The following is a 13,800-nucleotide window of genomic DNA, read 5'->3' on the forward strand; positions in this document are numbered from 1 at the left end:
AGTTTTTTAGTTTATTGAGATAATGCACTAACAAAACCAAGTTTATACAATATACAGTCAGGAATAATGATTATGCCTAAATTACGATCTGCAACTTCAACTCAAGGCCGAAATATGGCGGGTGCACGTGCACTTTGGCGCGCAACAGGGATGAAAGATAATGATTTTGGTAAACCAATTATTGCCGTGGTGAACTCATTCACTCAATTTGTTCCAGGACATGTGCATCTAAAAGATATGGGGCAGCTTGTTGCTGGCGCGATTGAAGAAGCTGGCGGTGTTGCTAAAGAATTTAATACTATCGCTGTAGATGATGGCATTGCCATGGGTCATAGCGGTATGTTGTATAGTTTGCCTTCTCGTGATCTTATTGCCGATTCCGTTGAATACATGGTCAACGCCCATTGCGCCGATGCTATGGTTTGTATTTCTAACTGTGACAAGATCACTCCCGGCATGATGATGGCAGCAATGCGTTTAAATATTCCGGTCATTTTTGTCTCGGGTGGACCAATGGAGGCGGGGAAAACTAAGCTATCTGATCAAATTATAAAATTGGACTTAGTTGATGCGATGATCCAAGGAGCCGATCCAACGGTTTCCGATGAGCAAAGTGAGCAAATTGAGCGTTCTGCCTGCCCGACATGTGGTTCTTGCTCAGGCATGTTTACCGCCAATTCAATGAACTGTCTTGCTGAAGCATTAGGCATTGCATTACCAGGTAATGGTTCTATGCTAGCCACTCACGCTGATCGCAAACAACTGTTTTTGCGTGCAGGTAAAGAAATTGTCACACTAACCAAACGTTATTATCAGCAAGATGACGAAAGCGCCTTACCGAGAAATATTGCCAATAAAGCAGCTTATCAAAATGCGATGTGCTTGGATATCGCCATGGGCGGTTCCACCAACACTGTGTTGCATCTGTTAGCTGCTGCTCAAGAAGCCGGTGTTGATTTTACCATGAAGGATATTGATGCCTTATCTCGAAAAGTACCACAGCTTTGTAAAGTGGCACCTTCAACCCAAAAGTATCATATGGAAGATGTACATCGTGCTGGAGGTGTTGTTGCTATCTTAGGTGAGTTAGCACGTGCAAACTTGTTAGATACTTCGGTAACTAATGTCTTGGGCACTAGCTTAGAAGAGCTTTTAGCAACATATGATATTAAAGTTACGCAAGATGAGGCGATAAAACAGTTCTATCAGGCTGGCCCTGCAGGTATTCGCACAACGCAAGCGTTTAGCCAATCGTGTCGTTATGACAGTTTGGATGATGATCGTGAAAATGGGTGTATTCGTGCACTTGAACATGCTTATTCCCAAGAAGGTGGTCTTGCGGTTTTATCGGGTAATATTGCTTTAGATGGCTGTATCGTTAAAACGGCCGGTGTCGCCGATGAAAACTTAACCTTCTCTGGGCCAGCACATATCTTTGAGAGTCAAGATGAAGCAGTCGCTGGAATTTTAGCGGGTAAAGTTGTCGCAGGCGAAGTGGTGGTCATTCGTTATGAAGGCCCTAAAGGTGGCCCTGGTATGCAAGAGATGCTTTATCCAACAACGTACTTAAAATCAATGGGCTTAGGTAAAGCGTGCGCACTGATCACCGACGGTCGTTTCTCAGGTGGCACGTCAGGATTGTCTATTGGTCATATTTCTCCAGAAGCGGCCAGTGGCGGCGCAATTGCTTTGGTTGAACAGGGAGATATTATCGAAATTGATATCCCTAAACGAACCATTGAATTGAAAGTGTCGGCAGCAGAATTGGCGCAACGTGAGGCTGATATGGTCGCAAAAGGCAAAAATGCTTGGAAGCCTGCTAATCGAGTTCGACCCATTAGTTATGCACTAAAAAACTATGCCATGTTAGCAACGAGCGCAGACAAAGGTGCTGTGCGCAATCGTCAGTTATTAGATGGTGAATATGATGACTGAAGCTGAATTAGTCGACCAAAGTTTAGGGTTAAAGTATTTAAGAAAAATTTTGCTGGCGCCGGTTTATGATGTTGCCGTTGAAACACCACTAACACCATTAACCAAGCTGTCGGCTCGACTTAATAATCAGATTTACTTAAAGCGAGAAGATCATCAACCGGTTCACTCGTTCAAAATCCGTGGTGCTTATAGTAAGTTAGCAAGTTTAACCGAAGCTCAGTGTATTCATGGCGTTATCGCAGCTTCTGCAGGAAATCATGCGCAAGGATTGGCATTGGCGGCACAAAAGTTGGGGATAAAAGCCACCATTGTTATGCCAATCACGACGCCAGATATAAAAGTAGATAATGTTCGTCGTTTTGGTGCAGAGGTGCGTTTAGTCGGAAAAAGCTTTAATGAAGCACAAGCGGCCTCAATGGAGTTTGCAGAGCAAGAGCATAAGACCTATATTCATCCATTTGATGATCAGGAAGTGATCGCAGGTCAAGGCACTGTCGCCAAAGAATTATTGCAACAGTTTTCTAAAGCACAAGTTGTCTTTATTCCCGTTGGAGGTGGGGGGTTATTAGCAGGTATGGCGGTATACCTAAAGCAACTTCGACCTGATATTAAAGTCATTGGCGTAGAAGCACAAGACTCAGCCTGCTTAAAAGCGGCACTAGAAGCAGGCGAGCCAACGGATCTAACCCAAGTTGGCTTGTTTGCCGATGGTGTTGCGGTAAAGCGCATTGGAACAGAAACATTCAAGTTGATCCATCGTTACTGTGATGAGGTGATCACGGTGACCACTGATGAAATATGTGCCGCGATAAAAGATATCTTTGAGCAAACACGAGTGATAGCCGAGCCAGCTGGCGCTTTGTCACTCGCTGGTTTGCAAAAATATTGTTTGACCAGTCAAGGAGGGGAATCCTTAGTGGCGGTATTATCAGGCGCCAATATGAATTTTCATACCTTGCGTTATGTTTCAGAACGATGTGAACTTGGTGAGCAAAAAGAAGCGGTGTTTGCCGTATCAATACCTGAACAAAAAGGCAGTTTCCGTCGTTTTGGTCAGGCGTTGCAAGGCAGGGTTATTACCGAGTTTAACTATCGTTTTGTCGATAAGCCCGGCTGCGAGCATGAAAATGCTCATATATTTGTAGGTGTTAGAATTGCCAATCGTGCCGAACGAGAAGCGTTAATTACGCTATTAGAAGAACATCAGTATCAGGTGACTGATTGTACTGACAATGAGTTGGCTAAGTTACATGTTCGATATATGATTGGCGGCCAGCACGCGCTGCCACTGCAAGAGCGCATTTTTAGGTTTGAATTTCCTGAGTACCCGGGAGCGTTAGAAAAATTTCTTGATACCTTGGGAGAGCACTGGAATATCACCTTGTTTCATTATCGCAATCATGGCGCTGCTTTCGGCCAAGTATTAGCAGGCTTTGAAGTGACTGTCGAACAACAGCCAGCCTTTTTTGAGCATCTTCAGGCTCTGGGTTACCAATGGCAAGAAGAGACGGAAAATGAAGCCTATCAAGCATTCTTGGCATAGCTGTTGATGGTTACCTCGGTAATGTGATTTAGCAAAACTCGCAAATCTCTGATTTTCAACTAAGATTATCACGTAGGTTTCGTTTTGATGCGAAACCTTGGGGGTGACTTATGAGAGATTTATACCTATTAATTGAGCGTTTAACCAACACATTGATTAATGAAAAGCGTAAAGCGCTCGCTGAGTTTGGCTTGCAGCCGGTACAGCTTGATGCGTTGCTTTATTTATCAATGGCGAATAAGCACTCTGACAATGCTATCTCGGTTTCAGAATATTTAGAGCATACTAAAGGCACTATTTCTCAGTCGCTCAAAGTATTGGAACGCAAAGCATTAATCCACAAAACACTCGACAGTGACGATAAACGTGTCTTGCACATCAAAGTCACTGCTGTTGGTAAACATATTCTGTCTCAGCTTACTCAGCATTCAAAACTGCAGAGTGCGCTAACTCAGTTGAGTAAAACCAATGAAAAGTCGCTAATCAAAGGTCTAGACGCTATTTATCATAAAATTCATGATACTGATGAGAGCAAATCCTTTGGTCAGTGTTTTACCTGTAAACATTTTCAGAGTGATAACGAATTCTATTGTCGATTCTTTGATGAGGGACTCTCAGAGTCTGAAACCACGCAAATATGTCGCGAGCATAAAAATTAGCGTGTGCCATTATGGTGAATAAGCAATAAAAACTTTGCTTTTAGCTTCCTATGACCTAAGGTATTTCGAAAACTATAATAAAGTTGCTAATTGCAAAGGACTTCCTATGAATGAGACGCAAACTTCACAAGAGGTGAATTCTTCCTCCGTTTCTGCTTTAAAACCAATATCGGCGAGTAAACGCATCGATGCCCTCGACATTTTAAGAGGTATTGCCCTTATTGGAATTTTGTTGATGAACATTGAATGGTTTAATCGCCCCATCGCTGCGTTGAGTTCATTTGATGAAAGCCTAAGTGGAGTCGATCATGCAGTGGGGTGGTTAATACGCTGCTTTGTTGAAGGAAAATTCTATAAACTATTTGCTCTATTATTTGGGATGGGCTTTGCCGTGATGTTAATGCGGGCAAAAGAAGTTGGCCGACCTTTTGGTGCATGGTTTAGCCGCAGAATGATCGCGCTATGGGTAATAGGGATTGCTCATATGATATTTTTATGGGGTGGTGATATCCTGCATGACTATGCTTTAGCAGGAATGTTTTTGTTGCTATGGGTATATCTATTGCAAAAACCTCGTTTTCAAAAATTTGATAACCCGCGCTCTTATTTAAAACTGTCGCTAATTTGGTTATCAATCCCACTACTGTTTGCTACTCTCGCAGGTATTGGCGCCGGAAGTTATTTTGATGCTGAAAAAGCCAAATCAAGTTGGCAAGAACAGCAAGAGATTGCTGCTTTAGTTGCTGAGCGGATGTTAACGCCATCGAAATCATTAACCTTATCCGTAGATGTTGTGACAGAGTCGGAAGAACCTGTGATAAATGAAAGCGATTCACCAGAGCAAGAAGAGCTCTCAGACGAACAACGCAAGGAACAAGCGGTAGAAGATCGCGTGAAAAGTAAACGCGAGCAAGAACAACGCAAGCAGAAAGAAATCACGGCATTTACCCAGGATAGCTATTGGCAAGCGACTAAGTTTCGTCTTGAATTTGTCGCTGAGATGGTGCCATTTTCACCGATATTTTCATTAATGATGCTCGTACCATTATTTATTCTTGGCTTTTGGTTTGTCGCCAGCAAGCGTATTACTCATTATCAAGAACATATCCCGATGTATAAAGCGATGATGCGCATCGGTTTACCATTAGGCCTATTTTTAAACGTAGCGGGACTTATTCTATTACAGCAACCAGTAACCAAAGTTGCTATGGCGGTGCAAGGCACAGGGCAGATGATCTTTTTATTAGGTCAATATACGCTAACAGCTGGATACATCGGTTTAATTGTGTGTCTATTAGCAAAATCAAATTGGCAAAAACGTTTAGCCCATTTTGCGCCAATGGGCAAGATGGCTTTAACTAACTACATTATGCATTCGGTCATTTTAACTTCAATTTTTTATGGTTATGCTGGCGGTCAGTTTGGAGAAATCGCTCGCGGTGGACAAATGCTGATTGTTATTGGCATTGTTGTTTTTCAGGTGATATTTTCAAAGTGGTGGTTAGCGCATTATCGTTTTGGTCCGTTAGAATGGTTATGGCGTTCTATTACCTATAAAAAAATACAGTCAATGCGTTTACCTTCTTAAAAAAATCTTGACATAATATGTCTACACAGACATATTATGTCATCGACTCAATAATAAGTAAAAAACAGTAGCAAGGGAGGTCTTTATGACTAATGGATTGAGTAGGCAAGCTGTTAACAAGAAAAATGTCACTAAACAGCTGGGCAGAGGAGCTGTCGCTGGGCTGGTGGTTCTCGGTGCCTGGATGGCGTTTTATACCATTGATGAAGGTCATGTTGGTATTGTTAAGCGTTTTGGTGAAGCGACTACACAGGTAAATCCTGGTTTACATACCAAAGTTCCATTTGCCGATACGATAGAAGAACTGGAAATACGAACACGTAAAAATAGCGAAAACCTTAAAGCATCAACTTATGAACAAATGCCTGTGACCGCCGAAGTGTCGGTAAACTGGACGGTTATACGCCCAGAGGCATTTGAGCTTTATAAAAATTATGGTGGCTTAGATCAATTTGAAAATCGTATTCTTGATCCTAGGTTACGTTCCGCGACTAAAGATGCATTGGCACGTTTTAAAGCTGAGCAAATCATACAAAATCGTGGCCAAGTTATTCAAAAAATTGAAGAAACACTCTTAGCAGAAATGGCTGACTTTCCTGTAAAGTTAGATAGCGTTCAAATAGAGAATTTAGTTTTACCGCCAAAGTATTTGCAAAGTATAGAAACCAAGCAAACAGAAAAAAACTTAGCGGCGGCTGAAATGCATCGTCTAGAGCGTCAAAAATTAGAAGCACAACGTGAAGTAAACACTGCAGAAGCAAAACGAGATGCAGAAAAAGCGCGCGCTGATGGTTCAGCTTACGCAATTATGACCGAAGCAAAAGCTGAAGCGGAAGCTATTCGCTTAAAAGGTTTAGCTGAAGCGGAAGCGATGCAAAAGAAAGCAGAGTCATTAAAAGCCAGTAAACTATTAGTTGATTATGTTAAAGCACAGCAGTGGGATGGTAAATTACCGACGACGGTGATGGGCGATGGCCAAGATATTTTATGGAACATGAAAGAAAAGTGATCGTTTACGGTTCCTTATACGTAGATAACTTAACATTGATAGTTTTCCAGCAGTGCTAAACCGGCGACTTTTGTCCTAGTTAGCAATTATGCCCAGTGATTCACTGGGCTTTTTTTTTGTTAGTGATTTTTATTGATAAAAGTGACTAAATTTTCCACGCTGAGAGGCTTCGATATTAAATACCCTTGAGCATAATCACATGCGAGTTCTTGAAGAAGTTGATACTGCTCCGTTGTTTCTACACCCTCGCCAACGGTTTTGATGCGCAGTGATTTCGCCAAATTGACGATAGCTTGTAAGATGATATTGCCCTTCTCCATGGCGGTATTATTCATAAAAGAACGGTCTATTTTTAAGGTATCAAAACTAAATTGATGCAGATAGCTAAGTGAAGAATACCCAGTACCAAAGTCATCTAAAGCGAGACGTACGTTCATCGTTTTAAGTTTTTTAATATGTTCTCTTGCTAATTTAACATTATCGACGATGGTTTGTTCGGTAATTTCTAAACATAACTGATTAAGAATTTCTGGGTTGTTTTTATTAACTCTCTCGAGCGTATTAATAAATAAAGGTGAAACGAATCCTTCACTGGAAATATTTATATTAATATTTATCTTGCAGGGCAGTGTATTTTGAAACTGTTTTAATAGTGCAAGCGCTTTTTCAACAACATATAAATCAAGCTTACACATGTAGCCTGCTCTTTCTATTTCGGGTAGAAAAATATCAGGAGGTACCAGACCAATTTCCGGGTGATGCCACCTTATCAAACATTCTGCTGCGACGATTGAACCTGTTGAGATCTCTACTATTGGCTGTAACAACAAGAGAAGTTCATCATTTTTCAGTGCTTTGATAAAGTCATACTCAATTTTATAACTGTCTGTCGAACTGTTTTGATCGTGTTGGTAATAAACCTGATTACGGCCGCGCAGTTTAGCCTGGTACATCGCTTCGTCAGCTTGTTTGATAAGTTGTAATGCCTTTGTTTTGCCGTTGTGACATGCAGCAACACCGATGCTGACGGAGGTGTTTAGTTGAAATCGACCAACTTGTAACGAGCCGCTAACTGAGTTTATGACTTTATTTGCTGTTTTAAGGATTTCGTCTTCGTTTTTGATATCTTCTAACAAAATAGCGAATTCATCGCCACTTAATCTTGCTAACGTATCGACTTGCCTAAGACTATTAGCAATTTTATCGCCAATACTTTTTAAAAGCCGATCACCAATGTGATGGCCATGTTTGTCATTAATCTGTTTAAAACGATCAACATCGAGGAATAAAATAGCGATGCCGCTACTTTTTCCACGTTTAACCTGATTGAGAGCATGACTGACTCTTTCGATAAAGAGTGTTCGATTAGGTAGTTGTGTTAGTGGGTCATGTAACGCCAAAAACTTTAGCTCTGACTGATTGTTTGCTCGTTCAATAGCGGTACGAATATATTTTGCGACGAAAGATAACAACTGCTTATCTTCTTCCTTTAACAGCTGATTATCGGAATAGCTTTGGGTAACAACAATGCCTTGTTGATCTCCTTCTCCAAACGGTACTCCTAGCCATGCAGTGGGTATTGTTCCATGCAAAATAAAGCTTTTTTCATTGATTAACTGTTTAATGTCGTTTTTATATAACAGCAGAGGCTTACCTTGTTGTAACGCAAACCCAGTAATGGTCAGTTGTCTTGAATCTTTGGGTAAATACTCAAAGTCATGCCCTTGGTCTTTTTCGTCAGAAAAATAGACCAATTTGATGCGTTGTTGATGATTGTCTACTAGGCCAATAAATAAATTTTTACTTTGTGTTAGGCGCGCGATGTTTTGATGCAGTTGCTGATAGAATTTTTCCAACGTTGAGCAACTAAAAATGAGTTCTGATATCTCAAATAGTACGTCTTGCACCATTAGGCTTTTTTCGAGTTTCTCGACGGTATTTTGCAGTTGTTTGAATGCATTGGCTTGCACAATTTTAGTGGCGGCAATCGATGCCACAGCTACTAATCCTCTCTGATGCTGGTCATTATAAAAGTTTGCATCTGGGTGCTCTGAATCGATTACCCCAATTAGCTCTCCATCGCAAATCATTGGTACTGTCAGCTCGGATAATCGGCGCTGATCATCAACAATATACTCTGGTTCATCTAAGGTATTGTGAATAACGACAGGAGTTAACGTTTTTGCGACGCGGCCGACGACACCTTGACCGACGGGGATCTCGATCGGGTCTAGTATTTGATACTCTGAAGGGTTTTTATTACCAAAAGCAGCGGCTTGAGTAAGGATTTTGCGTTTTTCATCGAGTAAGTAAATCACGATGTCGACAAAACCAAACTTGGCAATGACGTTATGAGCCGTGTGCCAAACGACATCGTCAACTGTGCTCAGCTTAAGTAAATCAGTGGCAAACTCACTAACAATAGATAAATAATTGTTTTCTGTTTCAAGTTTACTGAGCTGATGTTTCATCTACGACAATAGCTAACGGCAAGGTAACTTAAGTGTAGCAGTTTGTTTTTATTCTTGTTTTAAATTCTCTTCAAGTGCAGCAACTTTCGCTTCAAGCTCAGCTAACTTCTCTCTAGTTCTCAACAAAACTTGCGTTTGAACATCAAATTCTTCACGCGAGATAACATCTAATTCACTTAATTTACGTTGAATGACCGTTTTCGTTTTTTCTTCAAAATCGTTGGCTAAATTGCGCACACCAGGAGGAATCGCTTCTGTCACTTGTTTGGCAATTTCTTCTATCTTTTTACTGTTGATCATATGCTTAGCTCGCTAGTTAATAATAATAACCATTGTAACGCGTTTAGCTGTTTTGCCAAAGATTAAAACAAGGTAAAATTGCCACCCCTTATTTTGAGTATGCAGTGTTAATGAAGTTAAATCCCAGACAAAACGAAGCGGTAAAATACGTTACTGGACCATGTCTTGTACTGGCCGGCGCAGGTAGCGGTAAGACCGGGGTTATTTGTCAAAAAATTACCTATTTGATTCAAAAGTGCGGCTATAGTGCTCGAAATATTGCAGCGGTAACTTTTACCAACAAAGCTGCACGAGAGATGAAAGAACGTGTTGTCAAAATGTTGGGTAAAGATCAATCACGCGGCTTAACGGTTTGTACTTTTCATTCGCTGGGATTGGATATTGTGCGTCGCGAGATCAAAACACTTGGCTATAAACCGGGTTTCACCTTATTTGATGATCAAGATACCTTAGCCTTGCTTAAAGAGCTTACTCTAGAAGAGTTTGATGGTGATAAAGACTTACTCAGTAAGTTGCAAATGATGATTTCCAATTGGAAAAATGATTTGCTATTACCCGAACAAGCGATAAAACAAGCTGCTGATCAAGATACCCGTTTATTCGCCGAGTGTTATGGGCGCTATCAAAAGCATATGAAAGCCTATAATGCCTTGGATTTCGATGATCTTATTTTAGTACCGACATTGTTACTCAAAAACTTTCCTGACGTTCGAGAGCGCTGGCGTAAGAAAATACGTTATATGCTAGTTGATGAATATCAAGATACTAATTCTAGTCAATATGAACTCGTTAAATTGATTACTGGTAAAGCAGGTTTGTTAACCGTGGTTGGTGATGATGATCAGTCTATTTACTCTTGGCGCGGTGCTAAACCACAAAACTTAGTACTACTAGGTCAGGATTATCCAGAACTAAAGCTGATTAAGTTAGAGCAGAATTATCGATCAAGTGGCCGTATTTTGAAATGTGCGAACGTGTTAATCGCCAATAATCCCCACGTTTATGACAAAGCATTATTTAGTGAACTAAATTACGGTGTCGAGCTACGGGTTGTGCAAACTAAAAACGAAGAGCATGAAGTTGAGCGAGTCGTAGGAGAGTTGATCGGTCATCGATTCTTAAACAAAAGTCAGTTTAGAAACTACGCCATTCTATACCGAGGCAATCATCAATCGCGTTTGCTTGAAAAAGCACTGATGACTAACCGAATTCCCTACAAAATTAGTGGTGGAACATCCTTTTTCTCGCGCGCCGAGATTAAAGATATGATGGCTTATTTGCGCGTATTAGTGAACCCAGATGATGATAATGCTTTTTTGCGTATTGTTAATGTGCCACGTCGTGAAATTGGCCCCGCTACTCTCGAAAAGTTGGGTAGTTACGCCAATATGCGTCAAATCAGTATGTTTGCTGCTAGCTTTGAATTGGGTCTAGAGCAGTATTTAACCGGTCGCGCGTTATTGCATGTTCAAAACTTCACCCGTTGGTTGGTTGAAATGGCAGACAATGCTGAGCGCGGTGATACCAGTGCTGTTTTGCGCTCAATGGTGCGAGAAATGAATTATGAAGATTGGCTTTATGATACATCTCCAAGTGCTAAAGCCGCAGAAATGCGGATGAAGAACATTACCGAGCTTTTTAGTTGGGTAACCCAAATGCTTGAAGGCAATGAAGATGAAGAGCCGATGACCCTAGCGCAAGTGGTTACTCGGTTAACGCTGCGCGATATGATGGAGCGAAGTGAAGAAGAAGAAAATGCTGATCAAGTGCAGTTAATGACGTTGCATGCATCGAAGGGTCTAGAGTTTCCTTATGTATTTTTAATTGGTATGGAAGAAGGTTTGTTGCCTCACCAAACCAGTATTGACGAAGGAAATGTTGAAGAAGAGCGTCGCTTGGCTTATGTCGGCATAACTCGAGCGCAACGGGAACTTATTTTTACCTATGCGCGCGAACGTCGTCAATTTGGTGAAATCGCCCGTACTGAAGTGAGTCGCTTTCTATATGAGTTACCACAAGATGATTTATCTTGGGAATTAACTCAGACGCCTCAAAGCCAAGAAAAGAAGCAAGCTGTTGCCAAGGTGGGTGTTGCTAACTTACGTGAACTGTTAAAAAACAAACCTAGCTCCTAACGAGAGCTTTTAGAATATTTCTTGATATTTTAATAGTTTATCGATTACCATAGCGTGAACTTGTCGGAGTGCCTTTTGGCTGAGATCGCATTATGCGGGATCCGTAGAACCTGATTCAGACTAATATCTGCGAAGGAAACAAGGTAAAGCACCACCCTACCTGAGATCTACACTCCGTCTTTTGACTGTTAGTTTTGGTTAACCATCGAAAGGCTGAATATGACCACGTTATCACGTAAAGAAGCGCGAGAAGCCGCGCAACAATTTTTAAGCGACAGCAACAATTATCGATTTCCTAATTCAGAGAAAATCTATATCGACGGAGTGCTGCATCCAATTAAAGTGGGGATGAGAGCAATTGCACAAAGCGATACCCTCATCGGTGGCGATAAAGATAATCCACAATACCAAGCTAATGAGCCTGTGGTTGTCTATGATACATCGGGTGTTTATACCGATCCTCAAATGGAAATTAATGTAAAGCAAGGCTTGCCTAAGCTACGCAGTAATTGGATTGAGCGGCGCGGTGATACTGAGCAACTAAGCCATTCAAGTTCAAGCTTTAGTCAAAAGCGTTTAGCCGATGAGGGGCTTGATCACATTCGTTTCGAACATACCCCGTTAGTGAGAAGAGCAAAAGCTGGCAGCAATGTAACGCAAATGCATTATGCTCGTCAGGGTATTATCACCCCAGAGATGGAATACATCGCAATTCGTGAAAATTTAAAGCGTGAGCAAGTATCAAAAGCGCTCAGCACTCAACATCCAGGCCAGAGTTTTGGTGCTAGCATCCCCGCGCAAATAACCGCTGAGTTTGTTCGTCAAGAAGTTGCAGCAGGAAGGGCAATTATTCCCGCCAATATTAACCACCCAGAAGCTGAACCAATGATCATTGGTCGTAATTTTCTTATTAAAGTAAATGCCAATATAGGTAATTCCTCTGTTTCTTCGTCAATTGAAGAAGAAGTTGAAAAGCTAGTGTGGTCAACACTATGGGGCGCCGATACGGTGATGGATTTATCAACCGGTCGTTATATTCATGAAACGCGAGAATGGATCATACGAAATTCACCCGTACCTATTGGCACGGTACCTATCTATCAAGCATTAGAAAAGGTCAATGGTGTTGCTGAAAACCTTACTTGGGAGATATTTAGAGATACTCTCATTGAGCAGGCCGAACAAGGTGTTGATTACTTTACCATTCATGCAGGAGTTTTACTGCGTTATATCCCGATGACGGCTAAACGAGTGACAGGAATCGTATCACGTGGTGGCTCGATTATGGCGAAATGGTGTTTAGCGCATCATCAAGAAAACTTTCTTTATACCCACTTTGAAGAAATTTGCCAAATTTGTCAGCAATACGACGTTTCTTTTTCTTTAGGCGATGGCCTGCGTCCAGGTTCGGTGGCTGATGCCAATGATGAAGCCCAGTTTAGTGAATTGCGCACATTAGGAGAGTTAACTAAAATCGCCTGGCAATACGATGTTCAGGTGATGATAGAAGGCCCTGGGCATGTGCCATTGCATATGATCAAAGCCAACATGGACGAGCAACTCAAACATTGCGATGAAGCGCCTTTTTATACACTTGGCCCGCTGACCACCGATATCGCACCGGGTTATGATCATATTACCTCGGCGATTGGCGCCGCTAATATTGGCTGGTATGGCTGTGCGATGCTCTGTTATGTCACCCCAAAAGAGCATTTAGGTTTACCTAATAAACACGATGTCAAAGAAGGGCTGATCACTTATAAAATTGCGGCACATGCGGGAGACCTTGCGAAAGGGCATCCGGGAGCACAAATTAGGGACAATGCGCTATCGAAGGCGCGTTTTGAATTTCGCTGGTACGATCAATTTAATCTAGGGTTAGACCCAGAGCGCGCGAGAGAATTTCATGATGAAACTTTGCCACAAGAGTCGGGTAAAATCGCACATTTTTGTTCGATGTGTGGGCCGAAGTTTTGTTCAATGAAAATAAGCCAAGAGGTTCGAGATTACGCTAAACAAACCGAGCAGCAAGCTATCGATATCAAGATGGTCGATATTCAAGCTGAATTTGAAGCGCAACAACGAGGTCTTGAGCAAAAGTCACAAGAGTTTGTCGAACAAGGTAGTGAACTTTACCATCAGGTACCGTAAGGAGCGCAA

At 41.6% G+C, this 13,800-nt stretch carries 9 protein-coding genes and 1 riboswitch; of the genes, 7 read left to right on the top strand and 2 right to left on the bottom strand.

The annotated features are described in order from the left end of the window. Positions 1-72 precede the first annotated feature (72 nt). The 5 genes from ilvD to ACSLUH_RS07785 all read left to right on the top strand — a co-directional run bounded on the left by ilvD (position 73) and on the right by ACSLUH_RS07785 (position 6,734). Complete coding sequence (gene ilvD / locus ACSLUH_RS07765; RefSeq protein ID WP_448565740.1) at positions 73-1,935, top strand: dihydroxy-acid dehydratase; 1,863 nt, start codon at positions 73-75, stop codon at positions 1,933-1,935. Beyond that, entirely contained in the window at positions 1,925-3,478 is a 1,554-nt protein-coding gene (gene ilvA, locus ACSLUH_RS07770) for a threonine ammonia-lyase, biosynthetic (RefSeq protein ID WP_448565741.1), read from the top strand. The genes ilvD and ilvA overlap by 11 nt, the downstream gene beginning before the upstream one ends. A 110-nt stretch (positions 3,479-3,588) precedes the next feature. Further along, positions 3,589-4,137 carry a MarR family winged helix-turn-helix transcriptional regulator gene (locus ACSLUH_RS07775; protein ID WP_448565742.1) on the top strand — a complete coding sequence of 183 codons (549 nt, stop codon included), beginning with the start codon at positions 3,589-3,591 and terminating at the stop codon, positions 4,135-4,137. A 106-nt stretch (positions 4,138-4,243) separates the two neighbouring features. Continuing rightward, positions 4,244-5,725 (top strand): DUF418 domain-containing protein, encoded by a 1,482-nt coding sequence (locus tag ACSLUH_RS07780; RefSeq protein ID WP_448565743.1) that lies wholly within the window; start codon positions 4,244-4,246, stop codon positions 5,723-5,725. Positions 5,726-5,810: 85 nt separating this feature from the next. Continuing rightward, positions 5,811-6,734 carry a prohibitin family protein gene (locus ACSLUH_RS07785; protein ID WP_448565744.1) on the top strand — a complete coding sequence of 308 codons (924 nt, stop codon included), beginning with the start codon at positions 5,811-5,813 and terminating at the stop codon, positions 6,732-6,734. 119 nt (positions 6,735-6,853) lie between these two features. Here ACSLUH_RS07785 and ACSLUH_RS07790 read toward each other — a convergent pair whose 3' ends face one another. Together ACSLUH_RS07790 and ubiK are read right to left on the bottom strand one after the other, a co-directional pair. Next, positions 6,854-9,205, bottom strand: coding sequence for an EAL domain-containing protein (locus ACSLUH_RS07790; protein ID WP_448565745.1), 2,352 nt, complete (start codon positions 9,203-9,205; stop codon positions 6,854-6,856). Between the two features lie 48 nt (positions 9,206-9,253). Next, the gene (gene ubiK / locus ACSLUH_RS07795) at positions 9,254-9,505 is read right to left on the bottom strand and encodes a ubiquinone biosynthesis accessory factor UbiK (RefSeq protein ID WP_448565746.1); all 252 of its coding nucleotides are present in this window, start codon (positions 9,503-9,505) and stop codon (positions 9,254-9,256) included. 110 nt (positions 9,506-9,615) lie between these two features. On the opposite strand from ubiK, the gene rep reads away from it, so the two are divergent. After that, positions 9,616-11,640, top strand: coding sequence for a DNA helicase Rep (rep, locus tag ACSLUH_RS07800; protein WP_448565747.1), 2,025 nt, complete (start codon positions 9,616-9,618; stop codon positions 11,638-11,640). 54 nt (positions 11,641-11,694) lie between these two features. Continuing rightward, a riboswitch (TPP riboswitch) is annotated at positions 11,695-11,795 on the top strand. A 64-nt stretch (positions 11,796-11,859) separates the two neighbouring features. Next, a complete protein-coding gene (thiC, locus tag ACSLUH_RS07805) occupies positions 11,860-13,791 on the top strand; it encodes a phosphomethylpyrimidine synthase ThiC (RefSeq protein WP_448565748.1) in 1,932 nt (643 codons plus the stop codon). Positions 13,792-13,800: the final 9 nt, after the last annotated feature.

The organism is Thalassotalea ganghwensis, from assembly GCF_053485795.1.

Coding starts and splice junctions, on each gene's coding strand:
- ilvD (WP_448565740.1), top strand. CDS start 73: ATGCCTAAATTACGATCTGCAACTTCAACTCAAGGCCGAAATATGGCG.
- ilvA (WP_448565741.1), top strand. CDS start 1,925: ATGATGACTGAAGCTGAATTAGTCGACCAAAGTTTAGGGTTAAAGTAT.
- ACSLUH_RS07775 (WP_448565742.1), top strand. CDS start 3,589: ATGAGAGATTTATACCTATTAATTGAGCGTTTAACCAACACATTGATT.
- ACSLUH_RS07780 (WP_448565743.1), top strand. CDS start 4,244: ATGAATGAGACGCAAACTTCACAAGAGGTGAATTCTTCCTCCGTTTCT.
- ACSLUH_RS07785 (WP_448565744.1), top strand. CDS start 5,811: ATGACTAATGGATTGAGTAGGCAAGCTGTTAACAAGAAAAATGTCACT.
- ACSLUH_RS07790 (WP_448565745.1), bottom strand. CDS start 9,205: ATGAAACATCAGCTCAGTAAACTTGAAACAGAAAACAATTATTTATCT.
- ubiK (WP_448565746.1), bottom strand. CDS start 9,505: ATGATCAACAGTAAAAAGATAGAAGAAATTGCCAAACAAGTGACAGAA.
- rep (WP_448565747.1), top strand. CDS start 9,616: ATGAAGTTAAATCCCAGACAAAACGAAGCGGTAAAATACGTTACTGGA.
- thiC (WP_448565748.1), top strand. CDS start 11,860: ATGACCACGTTATCACGTAAAGAAGCGCGAGAAGCCGCGCAACAATTT.